The sequence below is a fragment of the uncultured Desulfovibrio sp. genome, from assembly GCF_944324935.1.
Lineage (GTDB): Bacteria > Desulfobacterota > Desulfovibrionia > Desulfovibrionales > Desulfovibrionaceae > Desulfovibrio.
Genome location: NZ_CALUYG010000034.1, coordinates 1 through 20,789, shown reverse-complemented (window position 1 = coordinate 20,789; position 20,789 = coordinate 1). Strand labels below are relative to the sequence as shown.

23 protein-coding genes are annotated in these 20,789 nt (G+C 63.8%); 4 read left to right on the top strand and 19 right to left on the bottom strand.

Features of this window, described 5'->3' with window-relative positions:
- Window positions 1-18: 18 nt before the first annotated feature.
- The 17 genes from nusB to Q0J54_RS08725 form a co-directional block, all read right to left on the bottom strand.
- Window positions 19-513, bottom strand: coding sequence for a transcription antitermination factor NusB (gene nusB / locus Q0J54_RS08805; protein WP_296305101.1), 495 nt, complete (start codon window positions 511-513; stop codon window positions 19-21).
- Window positions 514-516: 3 nt separating this feature from the next.
- Window positions 517-987 carry a 6,7-dimethyl-8-ribityllumazine synthase gene (gene ribE, locus Q0J54_RS08800; protein ID WP_296305100.1) on the bottom strand — a complete coding sequence of 157 codons (471 nt, stop codon included), beginning with the start codon at window positions 985-987 and terminating at the stop codon, window positions 517-519.
- Window positions 988-1,095: 108 nt separating this feature from the next.
- Window positions 1,096-1,773, bottom strand: coding sequence for a riboflavin synthase (locus tag Q0J54_RS08795; RefSeq protein WP_296305099.1), 678 nt, complete (start codon window positions 1,771-1,773; stop codon window positions 1,096-1,098).
- A 9-nt stretch (window positions 1,774-1,782) separates the two neighbouring features.
- Entirely contained in the window at window positions 1,783-2,925 is a 1,143-nt protein-coding gene (ribD, locus tag Q0J54_RS08790) for a bifunctional diaminohydroxyphosphoribosylaminopyrimidine deaminase/5-amino-6-(5-phosphoribosylamino)uracil reductase RibD (RefSeq protein ID WP_296305098.1), read from the bottom strand.
- Window positions 2,918-3,400: a cytidine/deoxycytidylate deaminase family protein gene (locus tag Q0J54_RS08785; protein WP_296305097.1), complete on the bottom strand. Its 483-nt coding sequence runs from the start codon at window positions 3,398-3,400 to the stop codon at window positions 2,918-2,920. The genes ribD and Q0J54_RS08785 overlap by 8 nt, the downstream gene beginning before the upstream one ends.
- A 102-nt stretch (window positions 3,401-3,502) precedes the next feature.
- Window positions 3,503-4,741, bottom strand: coding sequence for a serine hydroxymethyltransferase (gene glyA / locus Q0J54_RS08780; protein ID WP_296305096.1), 1,239 nt, complete (start codon window positions 4,739-4,741; stop codon window positions 3,503-3,505).
- Window positions 4,742-4,824: 83 nt separating this feature from the next.
- On the bottom strand, window positions 4,825-6,072 hold the full coding sequence (gene fabF, locus Q0J54_RS08775) for a beta-ketoacyl-ACP synthase II (protein ID WP_296305095.1): 1,248 nt from the start codon (window positions 6,070-6,072) through the stop codon (window positions 4,825-4,827).
- Window positions 6,073-6,166: 94 nt separating this feature from the next.
- Window positions 6,167-6,403, bottom strand: coding sequence for an acyl carrier protein (gene acpP / locus Q0J54_RS08770; protein WP_296305094.1), 237 nt, complete (start codon window positions 6,401-6,403; stop codon window positions 6,167-6,169).
- 62 nt (window positions 6,404-6,465) lie between these two features.
- Window positions 6,466-7,218: a 3-oxoacyl-[acyl-carrier-protein] reductase gene (gene fabG / locus Q0J54_RS08765; RefSeq protein ID WP_296305093.1), complete on the bottom strand. Its 753-nt coding sequence runs from the start codon at window positions 7,216-7,218 to the stop codon at window positions 6,466-6,468.
- 134 nt (window positions 7,219-7,352) lie between these two features.
- Window positions 7,353-8,339 carry a beta-ketoacyl-ACP synthase III gene (locus Q0J54_RS08760; RefSeq protein WP_296305092.1) on the bottom strand — a complete coding sequence of 329 codons (987 nt, stop codon included), beginning with the start codon at window positions 8,337-8,339 and terminating at the stop codon, window positions 7,353-7,355.
- Window positions 8,340-8,366: 27 nt separating this feature from the next.
- Complete coding sequence (plsX, locus tag Q0J54_RS08755; RefSeq protein ID WP_296305091.1) at window positions 8,367-9,401, bottom strand: phosphate acyltransferase PlsX; 1,035 nt, start codon at window positions 9,399-9,401, stop codon at window positions 8,367-8,369.
- Window positions 9,401-9,583, bottom strand: a complete 183-nt coding sequence (gene rpmF, locus Q0J54_RS08750; RefSeq protein WP_296305090.1) for a 50S ribosomal protein L32 — start codon at window positions 9,581-9,583, stop codon at window positions 9,401-9,403. The genes plsX and rpmF overlap by 1 nt, the downstream gene beginning before the upstream one ends.
- Window positions 9,584-9,666: 83 nt before the next feature.
- Window positions 9,667-10,221 carry a DUF177 domain-containing protein gene (locus Q0J54_RS08745; protein WP_296305089.1) on the bottom strand — a complete coding sequence of 185 codons (555 nt, stop codon included), beginning with the start codon at window positions 10,219-10,221 and terminating at the stop codon, window positions 9,667-9,669.
- A gap of 49 nt (window positions 10,222-10,270) precedes the next feature.
- Complete coding sequence (locus tag Q0J54_RS08740; RefSeq protein WP_296305088.1) at window positions 10,271-10,894, bottom strand: LysE family translocator; 624 nt, start codon at window positions 10,892-10,894, stop codon at window positions 10,271-10,273.
- Complete coding sequence (locus tag Q0J54_RS08735) at window positions 10,891-11,154, bottom strand: GIY-YIG nuclease family protein (protein WP_296305087.1); 264 nt, start codon at window positions 11,152-11,154, stop codon at window positions 10,891-10,893. The genes Q0J54_RS08740 and Q0J54_RS08735 overlap by 4 nt, the downstream gene beginning before the upstream one ends.
- A complete protein-coding gene (locus Q0J54_RS08730; RefSeq protein WP_296305086.1) occupies window positions 11,151-11,561 on the bottom strand; it encodes a hypothetical protein in 411 nt (136 codons plus the stop codon). Before Q0J54_RS08730 ends, Q0J54_RS08735 begins: the two co-directional genes overlap by 4 nt.
- Window positions 11,548-12,363 (bottom strand): hypothetical protein, encoded by an 816-nt coding sequence (locus tag Q0J54_RS08725; protein ID WP_296305085.1) that lies wholly within the window; start codon window positions 12,361-12,363, stop codon window positions 11,548-11,550. The genes Q0J54_RS08730 and Q0J54_RS08725 overlap by 14 nt, the downstream gene beginning before the upstream one ends.
- A gap of 118 nt (window positions 12,364-12,481) precedes the next feature.
- Here Q0J54_RS08725 and Q0J54_RS08720 point away from each other — a divergent pair, with 118 nt between their 5' ends.
- The gene (locus Q0J54_RS08720) at window positions 12,482-13,189 is read left to right on the top strand and encodes a tetratricopeptide repeat protein (RefSeq protein ID WP_296305084.1); all 708 of its coding nucleotides are present in this window, start codon (window positions 12,482-12,484) and stop codon (window positions 13,187-13,189) included.
- Between the two features lie 81 nt (window positions 13,190-13,270).
- On the opposite strand, the gene cytX is transcribed toward Q0J54_RS08720, so the two are convergent.
- Window positions 13,271-14,473: a putative hydroxymethylpyrimidine transporter CytX gene (cytX, locus tag Q0J54_RS08715; RefSeq protein ID WP_296305083.1), complete on the bottom strand. Its 1,203-nt coding sequence runs from the start codon at window positions 14,471-14,473 to the stop codon at window positions 13,271-13,273.
- 311 nt (window positions 14,474-14,784) lie between these two features.
- Window positions 14,785-16,011 (bottom strand): hypothetical protein, encoded by a 1,227-nt coding sequence (locus Q0J54_RS08710; protein ID WP_296305082.1) that lies wholly within the window; start codon window positions 16,009-16,011, stop codon window positions 14,785-14,787.
- A gap of 140 nt (window positions 16,012-16,151) precedes the next feature.
- Between Q0J54_RS08710 and Q0J54_RS08705 the strand changes: the two genes are divergently transcribed.
- The 3 genes from Q0J54_RS08705 (at window position 16,152) to ybeY (ending at window position 20,571) form a co-directional block, all read left to right on the top strand.
- The gene (locus Q0J54_RS08705) at window positions 16,152-17,150 is read left to right on the top strand and encodes a PhoH family protein (protein ID WP_296305081.1); all 999 of its coding nucleotides are present in this window, start codon (window positions 16,152-16,154) and stop codon (window positions 17,148-17,150) included.
- Window positions 17,116-19,584, top strand: coding sequence for an HDIG domain-containing metalloprotein (locus Q0J54_RS08700; RefSeq protein WP_296305080.1), 2,469 nt, complete (start codon window positions 17,116-17,118; stop codon window positions 19,582-19,584). The genes Q0J54_RS08705 and Q0J54_RS08700 overlap by 35 nt, the downstream gene beginning before the upstream one ends.
- 543 nt (window positions 19,585-20,127) lie before the next feature.
- A complete protein-coding gene (ybeY, locus tag Q0J54_RS08695; protein WP_367172236.1) occupies window positions 20,128-20,571 on the top strand; it encodes an rRNA maturation RNase YbeY in 444 nt (147 codons plus the stop codon).
- Window positions 20,572-20,789 lie beyond the last annotated feature (218 nt).

Sequence of the window (20,789 nt, the reverse complement as noted above, 5' to 3'; positions counted from 1 at the left end):
CGTTTCCGGGGCAGAAGCCTATATGTTGCCGGCGTCGGGGCCGGGGAGCAGCGTGCCGTTCTCCGCCGCTTTGGCCGCGGCGTCCAGGATGCCGTTCACAAAGGCGGCGGCATTGTCCTCCCCGAACTGGCGGGTGAGGTCCAGCGCCTCGCTGATGGTGACCTTGGCGGGCACATCCTGCCGGTACAGCAGTTCGTACATGGCCAGGCGGAGGATGGTGCGCTCCACCCGTCCCATACGGTCAACGCGCCAGTTGCGGGAAAAGCGGGCAAGATGCTGGTCCAGCTCGCCGGCATGCGTCCAGACGCCCTGTACGAGCTCCCAGGCAAAACCGGACGGCGGGGGCAGCAGCCCTTCGTCCTCCACCGGCTCCAGCTCCTTGTTGTCGGGGAAGAAGAGGAAGGCCCGGCGCACATCCCGCATGGTGGCGTCCGTGGAAAAGGAAAGGCCGTACAATACCTGAAAAGCCTGTGCGCGTTCGGCGCGACGGCTGGCGTTCTTGCCCTTGCTCATGGTCTACAACTGCTCCAGCACGCGAATGGTTTCCAGCATGGCGGCGGCGGCTTCCGCCCCCTTGTTGCCGGCCTTGGAACCGGCGCGTTCGATGGCCTGGTCGATGCTGTCGCAGGTCAGCAGACCGAAGCCGATGGGCGTTTCGTGGGCGAGCATGCTCTGGGCGATGCCCTTGCTGGCTTCGGCGCAGACGTAGTCAAAGTGCGGCGTGGCGCCACGGATGACCGCTCCGAGCGCCACGATGCCGTCATACTTGCGGCTCGCCGCGAGCTTCTGGCAGACGAGCGGCAGCTCGAATGCGCCGGGGATGCGGACGATGGTCAGGTTCGCGGCGTCCAGCCCGTGACGTTCCAGATAGTCCACGGCGCCGCCCACGAGGCGCTCCACAATGAAATCGTTGAAGCGGGTGGCCACGATGGCGATACGGAGGCCTTTGGCGTCCATCTGCCCGGCGATGATGGTTGGTGTGCTCATTGCTGACTCCTGGAGTAGACGCCTCCCGCACTGCGTTGTGGAGAAGGCCGGTGTTGTCTGATCTGCTGTACATATGCCGCGGCGAGCACGGCGGGGCGCTGGTCCCGTCTACAAAAAGCCGTTCTGCCGCAGAAATTCGTGACTGATGGCCGGACTGCCGCTGCCGCCGGAGGCCGTCATGTCGCCATTGCGGACCATGCCGCACTGGGAGAGCCGGCGAACATACTTGCCGATGATATCCGTCTCCATGTTGACGGCGGTCCCCGGCCGCCAGCGGACCATGGTCGTGCGCCGCTGCGTATCGGGGATAACGTTTACCTGCAATGTATCGCGGCCGCAATCATTTATCGTCAGGCTTATGCCGTCGAGGCAGACGGAACCCTTGCGGATCACCTCGGGCGCGTAGGCGGCGGGATACGTCAGCTCGACTTTCAGGGATGAGCCGGCGGGGATAAGCCGCCGCACATGGGCGACGCAGTCCACATGACCGCTGACCAGATGGCCTCCCAGCCTGTCGCCCAGCGCCAGCGCCCGTTCCAGATTGACCTCGTCGCCGATGGAAAGGCTGCCCAGGGTGCTCCGGGCGACCGTTTCGGCGGACGCATAGACCGTGTAGTCCCGCGGGGAGTGCGACTCCACGGACAGGCACACGCCGTTGTGCGCGATGGATTCGCCGTCCCGCATGGCGTCAAAGGGCTGCGCCGGCCGGACGGTGAAGCGCCGCTCCTCGCCGTGCCGCGCAACGTCCGTCAGGACGCCGATGCACTGGATGATGCCGGTGAACATCCCGCCCTCCTAACCGAGCGGCCGAAGGACGATCTGCACGTCATCCCCGCAGCGGCGCAGGTCGCTGATGCGCATTTGCAGGGCTTCGTCCAGCTGCAGAGGGGTACGCCCGTCAAAGAGCGGAACCGCCTGATTGTCGCCCAGGATGCGTGGCGCAAGATGCAGATGGAATTCATCCACCAGCCCGCAATCCAAAAGGGACAAGGCCAGTCTGCCCCCTCCCTCGCACAGGATGTAGGGGCAGGCGATCTCTTCATACAGCTGGGCGAGCATGCTGCCCATGTCCAGACTGCCCTTGGCCAGCGGCGGGACGGAAAGCACGCGCGCGCCCAGATCCCGCAGCTCATGCGCCAGGCGTGACGCGGCCACTGCCGGCGTGGAGATAAAAATGGTCTGTTCCGGCCGTTCGCGCAGCAGATGGCAGTCGCCGTTCACGGCCGGCAGACGGGAGGTCACCACGCAGGCCCAGGGCTGACGTATGGTCGCGTTTTCCAGATCTGTCCGGGCCGTCAGCCGGGGATTGTCCGCCCGCAGCGTGCCGCCGCCCACCATGATGGCCCCGCCGGCATGGCCGATGCCCGCCCGCAGAGCGTGCACGCCGGCCCGGGAGGCCGCACAGCTGACCCACTGGGAATGTCCGGTCCGGGTGGCGATGCGTCCGTCCAGAGTGCTTGCCAGCTTGAGCAGCAGATACGGGCGTTTCTTCTCCTGCCAGACGAGAAAGTCGGCCACCAGATCCCGGCATTCCTGCTCGCAGACGCCTTCAATGACCTTGATGCCGGCCGCGCGCAGGCGTTCTGCGCCGCCGGCCGCCACGGGATTGGGATCCCGCAGGCCGATGACCACTCTCGGGATGCCCGCTTCCAGAATGCGGTCGGTGCAGGGGGGCGTCTTTCCCTGATGGTTGCAGGGCTCAAGGGTGACGACAAGGGTGCAGCCGCACGGATCCACGCCCTTTTCCGCCGCATCCCTGAGGCAGTCCACCTCGGCATGCGCCTCGCCGCAAGCGTGATGCCAGCCTTCGGCAAGCACATGGCCGTCGCGCACAAGCACGGCCCCCACCGTGGGGTTGGGGCAGGTCAGCCAGCGGCCGCGCTCGGCAAGCGCTATGGCCGCCCGCATGAAGGGAGCATACATCGACGTATCAGACATGCGGCACGTCCTTGATCTGCATGGGAGAAAACAGAAGCTGCTTCACCGTCACGCCCGCTTCCCGGAACATGCGGCTGGCCAGCTCGTCGGGGTAATGCTGATGGTAGAAGACGTGCCGGATGCCGCAGTTGATGAGCATCTTGGCGCAAAGGATGCAAGGGTGCGTGGTACAGTATATCTCCGCCCCGGCAATGCTCACGCCGTGTACGGCGGCCTGAACGATGACGTTCTGTTCGGCATGCAGGCCGCGGCATATTTCATGCCGCTGACCGGAGGGGATGCCCAGCTCCTGCCGCAGGCAGCCGACTTCGAGGCAGTGGGGAACGCCGGCGGGCGCGCCGTTATATCCCGTGGCCAGGATGCGTTTGTCCTTGACGGCGATAGCCCCCACCTTACGACGGGAGCAGGTGGATCGTTCGCTCACCATATAGGTGATGTTCATGAAATAATCCGGCCACGGAAGTCTGTTCTGCATGGGACGCTCGCTGCGGTCATGGTACACGCCAGAGCGGCAAAAGCCAAGTGTGGATACGCGGCGGGCCGTCTCTGTGGGACGGCCCGCCGTATGCAGTCCAGGCTACCAGGCGAAGATGGGGAATTCCCGTGCGAATTCCTCCACGCGCTTGCTGATGGCCGCCAGCGCGGCCTCATCCGTGGGATGCTCCAGCGCTTCCACGATGAAGCGGCCCACCTGGCGCATGTCGTCTTCCTTCATGCCGCGGGTGGTCAGGGCGGCGGTGCCGATGCGGATGCCGGAGGTCACAAAGGGCGAGCGGGTCTCAAAGGGAACGGTGTTCTTGTTGACCGTGATGCCCGCCAGATCCAGCGCATGTTCGGCATCCTTGCCGGTGATGTCCTTGTTGGTGAGATCCACCAGCATGAGATGGTTTTCCGTACCGCCGGAAACGAGGTCAAAGCCCGCATCCATGAGCGTACGGGCCAGCACGACGCAGTTGTCGAGCACCTGTTGCTGATAGACCTTGAAGCGGGGGTGCAGGGCTTCGCCGAAGGCGACGGCCTTGGCCGCGATGATATGCATGAGAGGGCCGCCCTGGATGCCGGGGAATATCTGGCTGTTCAGGGACTTGGCACGACTTTCGTCGGAGAGGATCATGCCGCCGCGCGGACCGCGGAGGGTCTTGTGCGTGGTGGTGGTGGTGATATGGGCATGGGGGATGGGGCTGGGATGCAGGCCCGCCGCCACCAGACCGGCGATATGGGCCATGTCCACCAGCAGGATGGCGCCCACTTCATCGGCAATGGCCCGGAAACGGGCGAAGTCGATCTGACGGGGATAGGCGCTGGCGCCGGCCATGATGGCGGCCGGCTTGTGCTGGCGGGCCAGAGCGGCGACTTCGTCATAGTCGATGCAGCCGGTCTCCTTCTGGACGCCGTAGGCCACGAAGGTAAAGAGCTTGCCGGAGAAATTCACCGGGCTGCCGTGGGTGAGGTGTCCGCCGTGGGAGAGGTTCATGCCCAGAATGGTGGCGCCGGGTTCAAGGCAGGAAAAATAGGCGGCCATATTGGCCTGGGAACCCGAGTGCGGCTGCACGTTGACGTATTCGCAGCCAAAAAGCTGTTTGGCGCGGTCCTGGGCGAGGCGCTCGGCGATGTCCACATATTCGCAGCCGCCGTAATAGCGCTTTCCGGGATAGCCCTCGGCATACTTGTGGGTCAGTACGCTGCCCTGCGCTTCGCGCACGGCGGCGGACACGAAGTTCTCGGAGGCGATGAGCTCCAGTTTGCTCATCTGGCGGCTGGATTCGAGGGCAATGGCCTTGGCAAGTTCAGGATCCTGCAGCAAAATATGATCCATGTGGGGGCTCCTCTGGGCTGGTGCGTCCGGTTATGGTCAACAAAAGGCGCGCGGCGCTCGTCGAATGTCCGGCAAGATCGCGCTTACTCCGTCCATCTCTTGAGGATGATGCTCGCGTTTGTGCCGCCGAAGCCAAAAGAGTTGCACATGGCGTACTCGCACGCGACACGCTCGGAACCGTCGGCCAGGTAATCCAGATCGCACTCGGGATCAGGGTCGGTCAGGTTGATGGTGCCGGGCAGCATCTCATGGTAGAGCGCAAGCGCCGTAAAGACCGATTCGATGCCGCCCGAGGCCCCCAGAAGGTGACCGGTCATGGATTTTGTGGCGGAGATCTTGATCTTCCTGGCATGCTCGCCGAAAACTTCCTTGACGGCCCTGTTTTCCGCACGGTCGCCCAGCATGGTGGACGTGGCATGGGCGTTGATGTGCCCGATGGCGTCCGGGGAAAGACTGGCATCCCGCAGCGCATTACGCATGACGCGGATCATGCCGCTGCCATCCTCGCAGGGGGCGGTCATGTGATAGGCGTCGTCCGAGGCGCCGTAGCCGACGAGTTCGGCGTAGATGCGCGCCCCGCGGGCCTTGGCGGACTCCAGGGTCTCCAGCAGGATAAGGCCGGCGCCTTCCCCGATGACAAAGCCGTCACGCGCCTTGTCGAAGGGGCGGGAGGCCTTGGTCGGATCATCATTGTAGTGGGTGGAGAGCGCCTTGAGCGCGGTGAAGCCGGCGACCCCGAGAGGCGTGATGGTCGCCTCCACCCCGCCGGTGATGGCGGCGGTGATGCGCCCGAGCAGGATCTCGCTGTAGGCCGTGCCGATGCCGTGGATGGCCGAGGCACAGGCCGTGGTGGTCACGATATTGGGCCCCTTGGCCCCGGTGAACATGGCGATCTGTCCCGGGCCCATGTTGGAGATGAGCATGGGGATGAGGAAAGGCGAGACCTTGGACGGACCGCTCTGCAGGAGTTTGGCGTGATAGGTCTCGATGGTCTGCAGGCCGCCCAGTCCTACCCCCAGGATGACCCCCACATCGTAGGCGTTGGCGTCATTGATGGCAAAGTCGGCGTCCTTGAGGAGCATTTGCGCCGCAGCCACGGCAAACTGGGTGAAGCGGTCCATGCGCCGCGCCTGCTTGGCCGGGATGACTTCCTCGGGCACAAAGCCCTTCACTTCGCCCGCAATGCGTGAATCATAGGCCGAGCAGTCGAAATGGGTGATGGGGCCCAGGCCGGATTCGCCCGCGATGAGGCGTTTCCAGGTGGTCTCGATATCGTTGGCCAGCGGGGTCAGGCCGGACAAACCAGTAATGACGACGCGGGGGCGGCTCATGTATGCTCCTTCTTGCAGGGCTGGGCGTTTTGCCGGAGGGAGGGCGCTCGGGCAACGGGCCGTGGAAGCGCCCGTTGCCCGTCAGGCAGGCTGACTAGCCTTTCTTGCTTTCAATATAGTTGATGGCGTCCTGGACTTTCAGGATCTTCTGGGCATCTTCATCGGCGATCTCGATGTCGAATTCTTCTTCCATAGCCATGATCAGTTCCGTCAGGTCCAGCGAATCGGCGCCAAGATCTTCCACGAAGGACGCTTCGGGCTTGACGTCATCGGCATTGGCGCCGAGCTGATCGACAATGATTTTTTTCACCTTATCAGCGACATCAGACATGGGATTCCTCCAGATTGAGTTGTTTGCAAAGGGGAAGGCGGCAAGACCGCCTGTGCATACGGCTAGCAGTACATGCCGCCGTTGACGCCCAGCACCTGACCGGTGATGTAGGCGGCCTTGTCCGAGACGAGGAAGGAGACCGCGTCGGCGATCTCCTGCGCCGTCCCCATGCGCTTGAGCGGGATGGCTTCGGCGTAGGCGGCGCGCACGTCGTCCGGCAGCGTGGCGGTCATATCCGTTTCAATGAAGCCGGGGGCTACGGCATTGACCGTGATGGTGCGGGCAGCCAGCTCCTTGGCGCAGGATTTGGTCAGGCCGAGCAGACCTGCCTTGGCGGCGGCGTAATTGACCTGTCCGGCATTGCCCATCTGACCGACGACGGAAGAGATGTTGACGATGCGGCCGCGCCGGTTCTTGCTCATTATCTTGGCGGCTTCACGGGTGCAGAGAAAGGCCCCGCGCAGGTTGATGGTCAGCACGCGGTCGAAATCCTCGTCCTTCATGCGAACGAGGAAGCCGTCCTTGGTGATGCCGGCATTGTTGACCAGAGCGGCCAGCAGGAGCTTGTCCTTGACCTGATCGGCAAAAAAGGCGGTCACGGCTTCGGCATCGCCCACGTTGAGCGCGGCCGCCTGCGCCGCGCCGCCTGCCTGACGGATGGCCTCGACCGTTTCCTGCGCTTCTTCGGGGCGGCTCACATAGGTGAGCAGGACCTGGAAGCCGTCCTTGGCCAGGGTAAGGGCGATGGCGCGGCCGATGCCGCGCGAGCCGCCGGTAACAAGCGCTGTGGGGACGCTGGGGGAAAGTGCGCTCATGCGGATACCTCAAAAAAATTTTTCAGATACTACACGAAAGGAACGCCAAAGGCAATGCGGGAGCTCCACCGGCCACGGGCCAGCGCGTCTGTCCCGCGCAGGACGCAGATGCCCCGCAAAGGCGTTTCGTGCGGCTAGAAGCGGAGCAGGGTGGCCCCGACGGTCAGACCGCCGCCGAATACCGTCATCAGCACCCGCATGCCGGGCGTAAGCCGGCCCTGGGCCCTGGCCTCCACGAGCGCCAGCGGCACCGAGGCGGAGGAGGTGTTGCCGTAATGCTCCACATTGGTGAAGACCTTGCCGGCATCGACCCCCAGGCGGCTGCCCACGGCCTCGATGATGCGCAGATTGGCCTGATGCGGCACGAAAAGGTCCACATCCTGGATGGTCAGGCCATTACGCTCGAGGATCTCCTCGCAGATGGCCGACATCTGCCGGACGGCGTGGCGGTAGACTTCCCGCCCCTGCATGTGGATGAAAAAGTCGCTGCCGACGACATCCCCCTGCTTGTACTGGCTGGCCGTGCCGCCGCCGACGACGATGAGCTGATTGAGGCTGCCGTCGCTTTTGCAGATGGCGTCTTCCAGTCTGGCAAGCGGCGGGCGATCGTCGGCCGTCAGAATGCAAGCCCCGGCCCCGTCGCCGAAGAGCACGCAGGTCGTCCTGTCCGTCCAGTCGGAACGGCGGGTCAGCGCTTCGGCGCAGACGAAGAGGATACGGGCCGAGGGGTCCTGGGCAAGGATGCTGCGGCAAAGAGAAAGCCCGTAGAGAAAGCCGGAGCAGGCGGCGCTGACGTCAAAGGCCATGACGGCGCCGGCTCCCAGCTTGCCGCTGATGATGCAGGCTACGGAAGGACAGAGGGAGTCCGGCGTGCAGGTGGCGGCGATGATGTGCGTCAGGTCTCCGGCCTTCATGCCGGCTTCGTCCAGCGCCTTGAGCGCGGCCTTGTACCCCAGATCCGAAGCGTTTTCCGTGGATGCCAGACGCCGGCGTTCCCTGATGCCCGTGCGCGTGGTGATCCATTCGTCGCTGGTGTCGACCATCTTGGCCAGGTCGTCATTGGTCAGCACCTGAGAAGGCACATGACTGCTCAAGGAAAGAAGATTGCAGCGTGCGTCCATACGAAAGCTCGTGTGATGTGGGGAGGGTTAGATGGCCCGCGAGAAGCGCGTCAGCTCCTCGTTGGCAAGAATGGTTTCCGCAAGGCGGTCATTGGTGCCCTTGCGGACAAAGTTGCCGCTCATCTTGATGGCGTTCATCATGGCGCGGGAGTTGGAGCGCCCATGACAGACGATGGCCAGGCCCTGGAGGCCCAGCAGGGGAGCGCCGCCGTACTCGGCGTAATCGATGGTGGTGGCGAATTTTTTGAAGGCTCCCTTGGCCAGCATGCCGCCGAGGGCCGGCAGCACGCCGGAGGTGAACACGCGCTTGAGCATGCGGATGAGCGAACTGGCAAGCCCCTCGCTCATCTTGACCACCACATTGCCCACAAAGCCGTCGCACACCACCACATCCACGTCGCCGGTAAAGATGTCGCGGCCTTCCGCGTTGCCGATGAAGTTCAGGTTCTGCGCCAGTTTGAGCAGCTCATACGCTTCTTTCACCTGACTGTTGCCCTTGCCTTCCTCCTCGCCAATGCTCAGCAGGCTGACGCGCGGCGAGGTGTAGTTCAGCAGGTCGCGGGCAAAGGCGTCGCCCATGAGGCCGAACTGGAAAAGGTGGTAGGGGCGGCAATCCACGTTGGCGCCGGCATCCAGCACCACGACGGGTTTTTTTTCGGTGGGCAGCAGGGCGGCGAGCGCGGGGCGTTCCACCCCGGCCAGTCGGCCCATGATGAACATGCCGCACGCGACCGTCGCCCCGGAATGACCGGCGCTGACGACGCTGTGGGCAGCGCCGTCCTTGACGAGGCGGCAGGCCACCTGGATGGAGGCGTTCTTTTTGCGCCGCAGGATGTCCGACGGCTTTTCGTTCATATGCACCACATCGTCAGCCTGGACGATATCGAATTGCACGCCGGAAAGATCGAGCTTTCCCAGCTCCGCTTCGATCTTGGACGTATCACCCACGAGCAGGACGTGCAAATCGTGAAGCCGGGCAGCCTCGACGGCGCCCGGCACCACCACGGAAGGCCCGAAATCGCCTCCCATGGCATCCACGGCTATGATGGGGCGCGTGTCCATTATTCCGCGTCGTTCTTGGCAACCACCTGACGGCCCTTGTAGGTGCCGCAATTGGGGCAGATGCTGTGGGGAACGGTGGGTTCGCCGCAGGAGCAGTAGATGACGGCGGGCACGGCCACGCGGTCGTGGGAGCGGCGCATGCCCTTACGGGAACGGGATTTCTTGTTCTGCTGGACAGCCATGATGTTCTCCTTCTCCGCCGGGGCGGAAAGTGTTGTCGGTCAATGGCGAAGAGTATTCGCTCAAGGGCTGAAACTCTAGCTGATTATTTTTTTTCTGTCCAGTCTTTTTGCAGCGATAGTCCGCGCAGCGCCGCCAGGCGCGGGTCGCCCTCGTCGCGGACGCAGTGACAGGCCGCGGCATTGAGATTGGCGCCGCACTGGGGACAGAGGCCCTTGCAGTCTTCGCGGCAAAGGGGGGTCATGGGCAGGGCCAGCACGAATTCCTCCCAGCTGAGGGCCGCCAGATCCAGCATGGGGACGCCCTTGTCCAGAAGGATATGGCTGTCGCCGGGCTGGCCGGCATCCGCATCGTCGCCGGCCGGCACTTCCTCGAATTCTTCAAAACGGCTGTCCAGCCGGATGTGGACATCTTCCGCACAGCGGTTGCAGGGGAGGATGACGCTCCCCGTCAGCTCCCCGCGCACCAGGTAGCCGTCTTCCACGGGCAGGATGTGCAATTCGATCTTCAGGGGCTGTTCCACGCGGCAGTCCATATGGAACTCCCGCAGATTCCCGTCCCAGAGGGAGGCGTCGGCCACTGTGAGTCGTCTGCCGTCCGGCGGGAGATCGTTGAGGGGAAGGAGATGAGCGTTCTGCATGCGTGTCTCGCAAGGGGGCTGTGCGGGGCATTCCCCGCTTCGGCAAGGGTCAGATCGTCAGCAGCAGGGAGCAGGCCAGGCCGGCAAAGACAAGTGCGGCCAGACGGTGCATGAGCACCTGGGCCCGCGGGCTGGTGTTGAACCATTGGGCCAGACGGCCGCCAAGCAGCGCCGTGAGGCCGAAGATGATGCCCGTCGCCAGCAAAAAGAGCAGGCCGAGCTGGATGACCTGCATGACCATGCTGCCCCGTTCAGAGGAACAAAACTGCGGCAAAAAGGCAAGGAAAAAAAGCGTGACCTTGGGATTGGTGACGTTCATCAGCACGCCGCGCCGATAAAGCGTCCCATAGCCGGTAAAGTTTCCCTGCCCCCCCTGGGCCAGAACGGCGCCGGTGTGCAGGGAGAGCCAGGCCAGATAGAGCAGGTAGGCGGCCCCGGCGATGCGCAGCAGCAGGAAGGCGGCGGGCGAATGCTGAAAGATGGCGGCCACGCCCACGGCCACAAGCGAAGTATGGAAGAAAAGTCCGCTCATAAGGCCAAGGGTGGTGGCGATGCCGGCACGCGCACCGTAAAGGGCGGACTGGGTGAGGACAAAGATGATGTCCGGGCCGGGCGCGATGGCCAGGCCGAGGGCTATGCCGAAAAAGGTCAGGGCGGTTTGCAGGCTGATCATAGGGATGCTGTCCGAAGAAAGAGGCTTTTCTGGCGTCGGGGGATCTTTTTGATGCGGGCTTCGAGCCGCAGGGCCTGCGAACGGTCGGCGCAGGTACGGCAGGCTTCCAGCCGGACGGGCCGCCGAGCGCGGGTATAGCGCGCGCCGCCGGGCAGGAGGCCGTTATGCTGGGCAAGGCGTCTTGCCATGTCCGTGGTGATGCCGCAATACAGGCTGTCGTCGGCGCAGCGAAGCAAATAGACGTGCCAGGGCGTGTTCACAGGCGTCCGTCCGCAAGCCAGGAGACCAGCATCAGGCAGACCAGCCAGTTGGCGATCCGCCAGATCCAGGGATTGGTCGGCTGCCGGTTGAGCGTGCGCCGTACCTGGAGCACGGCCCCGAGCACGGCCCCTATGCACCAGAAGACCACAAAGCCGATGGCCGCCAGAATGCCGAGTTGCACAAGGCAGCCCAGGAACAGGCCGAAGGTGATGGCCGGGGCCAGGCAGCCTTCGGAAGGGCCCGGGCCGAAGCCCGCCGACTGCCGGAACTGGATGAAGCGGATCGTATGCCCCGCCCGGCCGTTGCCGCCGCCGTACTGGTCCCGGCGGGGTTGCTCATGCAGGATCTCGGCGTCATGCACCTGCGGTGCGCCGTTTTCGCGGGATGGTCGTTCAGAGGGTTGCATGTCTGTCTCCTTGCAGCCACTCCCGGACAAGGCGCGTCACGGCCTGTCCCAGGATAGTGGCCCGTCTGGAAAGGGTCTGCGGGGTGATATGCGGTCTGTCGTCCATATCGGCCACCTTGCCGCCTCGCCGTACCGGCGTCCCGTCACGCAGCAGGCCGCGCAGCAGGCCCGACAGGGGCGCATGCAGGGGGATGCTTTTCGTGTCGGTCTGCAGAAAGCCGACCGGGCTGCCGGCCTCGAGACGCTCGCCCAGATGGCGGCCGGTGCAAAAGCGGCCGTCGGTCGGCGCGCGAAGGTGGCGGACGGCAACGGGCGCTTGCGCGTCGCCTGTATCCGGGGCACGGGCGGCCCCGCGCGTAAGGATCTCTCCGCAATGGTCGGGATGGGTCTCCACCACGATGTGCGCGTCCAGCCCCGCCGTGAAGCCCGGCCCCAGCGCAAGCACCAGAGACGCCAGATGCCGGCCGAGGGGCACGGGGCGCTTGCGCAGGGTGGCTTCGATGAAAATGTCCGGCCGCACGGCGTGCAGCGTCGCCGCCTCGGCGCAGGTGAGCACGGGGCTCTCCCCCTGTTCCCAGCAGCGGGGGCAGTCCTCCGGCTGCGGCAGATGACGGGCATACCTTCCCCGTACCTGCCAGCGTCCCTCGGCGACCGCTTCCGAGAAACAGACGGCACGGCGTATGGCCGTGGGGAACGGGCATTCCTGAAGGGCCAGCCGGTCAAGCCCGGCCTCGGCCAGATGCAGGGCGATCCCTGTGGCCATCTCGCCCGCGCCGCGTATGAGGATCCTGGGTGGCTGCATCATCGTTTCGGGCTCGCAAGTCCCTACCATCGTGGGCAGGAGCATTTTTTCCTTGTGAAGGGGGCGGGCATGCCTGTATGCTTGCCGCGGAGTCTTTTTTCTCCAAAGGAGTATACGCATGAAAAGTCGATTCCGCAAATACGCCCGCTGGGCTTGTGCCGTGGCGCTGGCGGCCGGACTTTCCCTGTCGGGCACGGCAGTCTCCGTCCGGGCGGCCACCCCGGAGGAAACGCTCAACCGTGCCTGGAAAGCCTTCAACATCGGGCAGTACGCCACGACGCTTCGTCTGGTGCAGCCGCTGGCCAGCGAAGGCAACCCGCGGGCGCAGGTCATGCTGGGCCGCTGCTATGAAAGCGGGCTCGGTGTGGAGCAGAATATGGAAACGGCCGCGCAGTGGTACGCGCTGGCTGCCGAACAGAATGATGGGGAGGCGCAGCTCCTGCTGGCCTATGCCTATCAGTCCGGCATCGGCGTGCCGCAGGACGGAGCCCTGGCCCTGCAATGGATGCGGCGCGCCGCTGACGGCGGCCTGCCGGAAGCGGCCTACGCCCTTTCCCAGTATTACGCCAGGGGCCGTTTTGTGGAAAAGGATCAGCAGGCGGCCTTTGACTGGGCCCTCAAGGCGGCCGAGGGGGGGTACGGGCAGGCCATGCTGTTCGTCGGGGCCTGCTATGAGCACGGCGTGGGTGTGGACGAGAATGCTTCCCTGTCCGCCCAGTGGTATGAAAAGGCCCGCGGCCTCGGCCTTGAACCCGATGGGCGCATTTTTAATGAAGTGCGCGAATATGCCATGCCGGCTGATGCCCAGGGTGGCGGCTGGCAGTAGGCATCATGTGGCGGATGGATGAAAGGGGAGGGGCGCGACGTCGCGTCCCTCCCCTGTTTTTTGCCGGGCGATGTCGCTGCGTCAGCAGGCCCGGGCGGGCTTTCTGCCGCACAGCAGGTTCATAATCAGGCAGGCCAGCGCGATGATGCACATGACCGGGAAGGTCGTGCCCAGCACGAGACTGGTGGAGAGCAGCAGGCGATAGGCGATGAAGCCCGCCAGCCAGAGGAGGAGGTTTGCCATATTGAGGCTCTGCCCGATGTCTCGCCGCCTGAAGACGAAAAAGTCCACCAGCAGGATGGCGAAGAGCGGCGCAAAGACGGAGCCGATGAAGTACAGAAACTGCTCATAATGGCTCATGGGCACGAAGACGGCGACGAGTGTGCCCAGCACGCAAACGCAGATGCCGATCAGGCGCTCGTTGACGCCCGGCGCGATGTTGGCCGCGCTGACGCCGGCGGAATGGGCATCCAGAAAGGTGTTCGTCACCGAAGAGAAGGCCACGATGAAGAGCCCGGCCACGCCGAGACCGGCACTCAGGAGCATCTCGCTGATCTCGGAGGTTCCGGCGAGGAGGGCGGAGCCCAGACCGATGGCAAACATGAGCATGCTGCCGAAGAAATAGCCCAGGACGCCGATGATCGTCCCGCTGACAGGCTTTTTGAGCGTACGGGAGTAGTCGGAGATGAGCGGCAGCCAGGAAAGGCACATGGTGACGCTCATCTCCACGCCGCTGCCGAAACTCAGGGCGTCGAACTGCGGCGCTGCGGCGGGCGAGGGCGCTGTCCCGACCTGCCAGGCCAGCGCCATGAAGCAGCAGAAGAGTGCCGCGACCACGACCGTATGGATGCGGAATATGGCCTGCAACCCGCGGGAGATCCAGATAAAAATAAGGCAGCCGATGAGCAGACACCACAATCTCTCCTGTTCAAATCCCAAAAGGACGCGCGTGATGCCGTCCAGGGCCTTGGCGCCGCAGATGATCATAACCGCCATCCAGCCCAGCAGCTGGACGATGTTGAGCACGGAAAAGGCATAGGAACCGTAGCGGCCGAAGGAGATGCGGAAGGATTCCGTCGCCGAAAGACCGCTGCAAGCCCCGATCAGCCCCGCCAGCATCAGGACGGACGCGCCGATGATATGGCCGACGAGGATGCTTTGCAGCCCCAGGGTCAGGCCAAGAGGGGCAAGCAGGGTGCCGGTGACGATCTCCGCAATGGAGATGGAAGCGCCGAACCAGAGGATGAAGTGGTTGAGGGTACTGAAGGTACGCGTGCTGCTCACCAGATGATTCTCCTTTTGCATAAAGGCTTGCGCCGGCGGCGTCCCCCTGCCGTCCGGCGGGAAAAAAAGCGGGGACCCGTCGGGCATAGTCGCAGAGGCAACGCTTGTCACCCTTTTTTTCAGCCCGGCGGCAAAAAAGGCCTGGCGGCCGGCGGGCCGCCGGAAGAAGAGACGGCCCAGAAAACATGCGCCCCGGCAGGCCCGGACAGGGAAGGGGAGCGCAAAGGGACGAGCCCGGCGCAGGAGACGGAGAAGGGGAAGGAACCTTTTCGCAGGCTCCCTCCCCCCTGGCGATCTGGCGCAGAGACGCGCTATATGTTCAGGTCAAGACCAGCCAGCAGGCTCAGACCGCTGGTGCTGGAATAGGTACCGAAGCTGCTGGTGGACTGGCTGGAGAACCAGGATGAGGCAATGGTTTCCATCTGCAGGCGCGTCCGCATGGCGGAGGGTTCGATCTGGAGTGCGGCGCGGGCGTCCTCGATGCCGGACAGCGCCTGTACTTGGGCATACTGCTTGGTCAGTTCGGGGGTATCCGCGAACAGCTGCCGCAGCTTGTCGGCATCAGGATGTGAGCTGTTGATGGTGACGCTGCCGTCGCTTTCCACCTGGAGGGAAAAGGTGATGTCCGGGTCTATGCCCAGCCCGGCAAGACCGTCGTACAGTTCCTTGCCCAGTTCTTTCTGGTCGCGCAGCGCCTGCCGCACCTCTTCGCTGTTGTCGGAGGCGATGTCTATGCTCATGCCGCCGCCCTGCGGCAGGGAGAGGCTGACGTCGGACAGGGCAATGCCCTTTTCGTCAAGCGTTTTCTTGAGAAGAGTCTCCAGCTCGCTATGCTGGCGCAGCCAGTTGTTGATGTCGTAGGCCTGGGGATTGTCGTCAGCGGCGACAAGGTTGCCGGCATCGTCAAAGACCAGCGAAAGTCCGTCCAGATCGACGTTGCTGCCGGCAAGGCCGTCCCGCAGGCCGTCGACAAGCTCCGTCTGCTCATCGAGCAGGCTCTGGACGTCATGCGTGGAGCCGCTGGCAAGAGTGAATTCCCCGGTCGAGGAGAGGGTGAACTTCAGGTTTTCCGTCAGTTCAAGACCGGCATCCTTCAAGCTCTGCACGAGCTTTTCAGCCAGTTCGGGATGCTCGTTCAGGTAGGACTGCGCCTTCTTGGTGTCCTCGTCCGTGCCGCCGGCGGCGGTCAGCTTGCCGTCCTTGCTCAGGGTGAAGGTCAGGCCGGCGATATCGGAAAGGGAGGAGGCTTCAAGCGCTTCCTTAAGGGAGGCGTCGAATTCCTTTTCTATCTGCTGCTGGTATTTGGTGATCTGACTGAAGGTCACGCGGCTGTCCCCGGAAAGCCCCATGGCGTCCATGGCATACTGTACGAGCTCGACCATGCCGGATATCTGGCTGGTCATGGACGTATAGGGGGAAGTCAGGCCGCTCAGGGCGTTCTGGGTACGGCTGCCTGAAGAGGAAGAACTCGTGTTCTGCGTCGTCTGCCACTGGTAATGACTGTTGCCGGCATACACGCTGAGACCGGAAATGCTCATGATGACTCCTGCATTTTTTGCCGCCGCGCATGGCGTGACAGCGGCCGTCCTGATTTTCAGCAAAAAACGTGCCATGTAATATTTTCCCTGCTGGCGGAAGCAATGGACAGTGCGGGAGAAATGGACTATGGTAAATGCCTATGGCTCTTCATTCGCAACACGTTGAGACGGTGGATTTCGACGATCCCGCGCTGGCGGCGGTTCTTTTCGGGCCGCAGAACCTGCACCTCGACCTGCTGGCCGAGGCAAGCGGTACGCGGATCGGCAGCCGCGGTTCCTGCCTCTGGGTAGAGGCCGCCGACGAGCAGGCGCGCCAGCGGGTATGCCATGTGCTTATCCAGCTCTATGCTCTGCTGCGCGAGGGCGTGGACATCAGCCGTCAGGATGTGGTGCGCAGCTATGCCATGCTGGACAGCGATCCGGGGCTTGACTTGCGGCAGGTCTTCCGGGAGGCGGTATTCGTCAATACGCCCCGCAAGAGCGTCGCGGCGCGCAATGTGGCGCAGAAGCGCTACCTCGAGGCGCTGCGCCGCCATGAGCTCGTTTTTGCCGTGGGCCCCGCGGGGACCGGCAAAACCTATCTGGCCGTGGCCATGGCGCTTTCCATGCTCCAGCAGCGCAAGGTCAAGCGTATCGTGTTGACCCGTCCCGCCGTGGAGGCCGGTGAACGGCTGGGCTTTCTGCCCGGCGACCTTGCCGAGAAGGTCAATCCCTATCTCCGCCCCCTGTATGATGCGCTGCATGACATGATGCCCCAGCCCAAGGTGGCCTCCATGCTGGAGACCGGCATCATCGAGGTGGCTCCGCTGGCCTTCATGCGCGGCCGTACGCTCAACGACGCCTTCATCATCCTGGATGAAGCGCAGAACACCACGCACGAACAAATGAAGATGTTCCTGACCCGCATGGGGTTCGGATCGCGGGTGGTCGTGACCGGCGACACCACGCAAATCGATTTGCCTGCCCAGAACACGACCCCCCACGGACGTTCCGGGCTGGTGCATGCCCTTCAGGTGCTGCATGATGTTCCGGGGCTTGCCGTCCACACCTTCTGCAAGGCTGACGTGGTGAGGCATCCCCTTGTGGGGGCCATTGTGAGCGCTTATGACGACGCCGAAAAAAGCCGTTCGCCCCGCTAGCTTTGCCGCGCTGGTCCGTACCATCCGTTCGCGCCATCACTGCGGGCGGGGGCTCCTTGTCCTCATTTGCAGTCTTTTCGCGCTTTCGTTGCTGGCGGGAGCCAATTTTGAAGGGGAGCGCCGCTTCTATGTCGCCGGGCAGGTGGCCGACCATGATGTGGTGGCCGACCGGGACATGCAGGTGGAGGACTCGCAGGCGACTGCCGCCCGCCGCAAGCAGGTACTCATGTTGCAGCCGCCCGTGTACGACCTGAGCCTGGAGCCGCTCACGCATTTTCAGGCGCGCGTGCTGGCCGTGCTGCGCGAACTGGCGGATGATCATCCCGCGGGTCTGCCCGGCCTGCCTGCCGTCCCTGCCGACAGCGACGCTGCGCCGGGAGAAGACGCCGCCCCGGCTGAAAGCGCCCTGCGGTGGCTGACCGACGAGCTCACCCCGCGCGTGGCCGAAGATGTGCTGCCCCAGCTTGCCCAGCCGGAAGTACAGGCCTATCTGCTCAAGAAGCTCATCCCCCTGATCAATGAGCGGCTGACCGAGGGGCTGGTGAGCGATATCCGGGTGGCCCGCGTAGGCCGGGCCGGGGCCATCATCCATAATCTGGACAACGGGTCGGAATTGCTGCGGCCGGATGTGACGAGCCTGCCGGACGTGCAGTCCTTCCTGGCGGAAGTCTCATCGCTCATGCAGCGAGAGGGCAGCCTGAACGCGCATTCACGGCGGGCCCTGAGCATCTTTCTGGCGGCCACGCTGCCGCCCACGCTCACCCTCAACCGCGAAGCCACGCAGAAACGCGGCAGCGCCGTGGCGGAAAACGTGGAGCCCGTCTTCTATCAGATCCAGAAGGGGGAGCTCATCGTCCGCAAGGGAGCCCGCGTCAGCCGCGAGCAGCAAATCAAGTTGCAGGCCATGTACGATCAGGCGAGCGAGGGCATGCACTGGGCCACGGCCGGCGGAGCCTTTCTTTTTTCCCTCGTCGTCGCCATCGGTTTTTATATCGCGCCCAGCGGCAAGCCCGGTACGCCGCTGCGCTGCAAGGACATGCTCCTCATCTCGCTCATCCTCCTCCTTTTCGGCATCGGCGCCAAGGCGCTGTATGCCCTGAGCCTCGTGGTGAGCGATCTCAACCATCTTGCGGCCTATGCCGTGGCCTATCCCGTAGCCGGGGCCGTGGGGCTGGTGGCCATGGTCTTTGCCGCCCGGCGCTACTGCACCATGGGGCTGCTGCTCTGCCTGTTCGTGACGCTCATGTTCCAGCAGGGCTATCAGGTCTTTCTCTTCCACTTTCTCGGCGGCATGCTGGCCACCTGGCTGGTGACCAGCGCCCAGAACCGGCAGGACGTCGTCTGGAGCGTCGTCCCGCTGACCATCGGTCAGGCGGTGATCTGCCTTGCGCTGCTGCTTTCGTTCGCCGTGCCGCCGGAGCTGTATCCGGCCTACGCCGTGGCCGTGCTGGCCAACAGCGTGGTCTCGCTCCTGCTGCTGTTCGCGCTGAGCCCGGTGCTGGAGCTTTCCTTCGGCTACAGTACGCGTTTTCGGCTCATGGAATTGATGAGCCTTGAGCATCCGCTCATGCAGGAGCTGATGGTGACCATCCCCGGAACCTACCATCATTCGCTGGTGGTGGCCAACATGGTGGAGGCCGGGGCCAAGGCCATCGGGGCCAACAGCCTGCTGTGCAAGGTGGCGGCGCTCTATCACGACGCCGGCAAGATCGCCTATCCCGAATACTTCATCGAAAATCAGTTCGGCGGCCCCAACAAGCACGACAAGCTGTCGCCATCCATGAGCGCGCTCATCCTCATCTCGCACGTCAAGAAAGGAGCTGAGCTGGCGGAGCGCTACAACCTGGGCCAGGAGATCATCGACATCATCCGGCAGCATCACGGTACGCGCATCATTCGCTACTTTTACCAGAAGGCCATCAATCTTGGCGAAAAGCCGCGCGAGTCCGATTTCAGCTATCCCGGGCCCCGGCCGCAAACCAAGGAAGCCGCCATCCTCATGCTGGCCGACTCCGTGGAGGCGTCCAGCCGCACGCTGACGGATCCCACCCCCGCCCGCATACGGTCGCATATCGACACCATCATCAAGGGCATCTTTTCCGAGGGGCAGCTCGATGAGTCCGAGCTGACCTTCAAGGATCTGCATTTCCTGAGCGAAAACTTCCAGCGTATCCTGACGGGCATCTTCCATCAGCGCATCGTGTATCCTGACGCCAAACTCAAGAGCAGCGGCATCGTCCCCAAAACGGACAGCAAGGCCGAAAGCAGGACCGATCCCCGCCCGGAAGCCCGCTCGGCGGCTCCGGGGCAGGGGCGGCACGGCAGCGGAGCAGAGGCCCCGCCGCCTCCGGCCGCCGTTTCGCATGCTGGAGGGCTGTACGGAACAGATATGCCCCAGCCGGCCGCTGGCGCAAAGCCGACCCGCAGCTGCTAGGGCCTGCCGACACTATTCGCTGTCTGTTTGGGGGGAAGGGGAATCCCTCGCGCTGTTGTCGATGCCCGTAGCTTCCTGCGTCGCAACGGGCACGGCCCTTCGGGCCGCCTTTCGGTCGCTGCTGGCGCGGGAGGGCCCAGCCTTTTCGCAGCGGTGCGAGAAAAGGCGTTCTCGCCATTCTTCCCTCCCAAGCCCCCCATTCCTTGCCCAGCGCGCTTTTATCAGGGGAAGAGTCGGGGACAGGCAACCCCGCCCCAAGGCAAGTGGAGCGTGTATGGATGATTGAGCTTATCCATTGCCCTAGGTAAAATGGATGCCGGCAGGCCCTGACAGGCACGGTTCTGCTGGGCGTCCGTCAAGTCGTCCCAGCGCGAGCGGGCCTTGTTCGTTCATAGCGAAGCGAGAAAAGGCATCCTCGTCACTTCCCCCAGGGCAAAGCGTATTCCTCATTCTATTTTATCACGTTAGATTCATGTATTGCAGCAATTTTTCGGCCGTGCATCATGCCGGACGGCAAGAAATCCCGAAGAGGCATCCATGAGTGTGGAAATACTGATACATGATGCGGCATATGTCTGGCTGTGCGATCTGGACAAACGGCAATTGCGGCAGGCGCTGGAGCGTATGCAGGCGGAAGTCGCGCGGCGCGGTCATGCCGTGCCCGCGCTGACGCTGCATCTGGTGGACGATGGCGCAATGGCCCGCTGCAACAGGCGCCATATGGGCTGTTCCGGGCCGACAAATGTCCTTTCCTTCCCGGGGGACGACGCGTTGCCGGGGCAACTCGTGCTTTCCCTGCCGACCTGGCAGCGGGAGTGCCTGCTGTACGGACAGGGTGGCCGGGAACATCTTCTGCGACTGCTGGCGCACGGCATGGGGCATCTGGCCGGCCTGGATCACGGCCCGGAAATGGATGCCTTGTCCGGGGCCTGTCTGCGGGCTGGAAGTGCGGCACTTTCCGCCGGTGATGCAGGTACGCCGTCATAGCCATATTTCGTGTGCTCCTGGAGAGAGCCGCCGGGGGACCTGCGGCCGGAGAACGGCCGTCGAGCCGCCACGGCATATCATCCTTCCCGATAAAGCGCGTTTGGGGAAGGGGAGGGTGCGGGAGGGGGAACCCCTTTTCGCGCTAGGGGCTGTTTCTAAAAAAGCTGGACATCTTGAATGACTCCTGCTTTCCTGTTTGTTATGAGCAGACATGACAT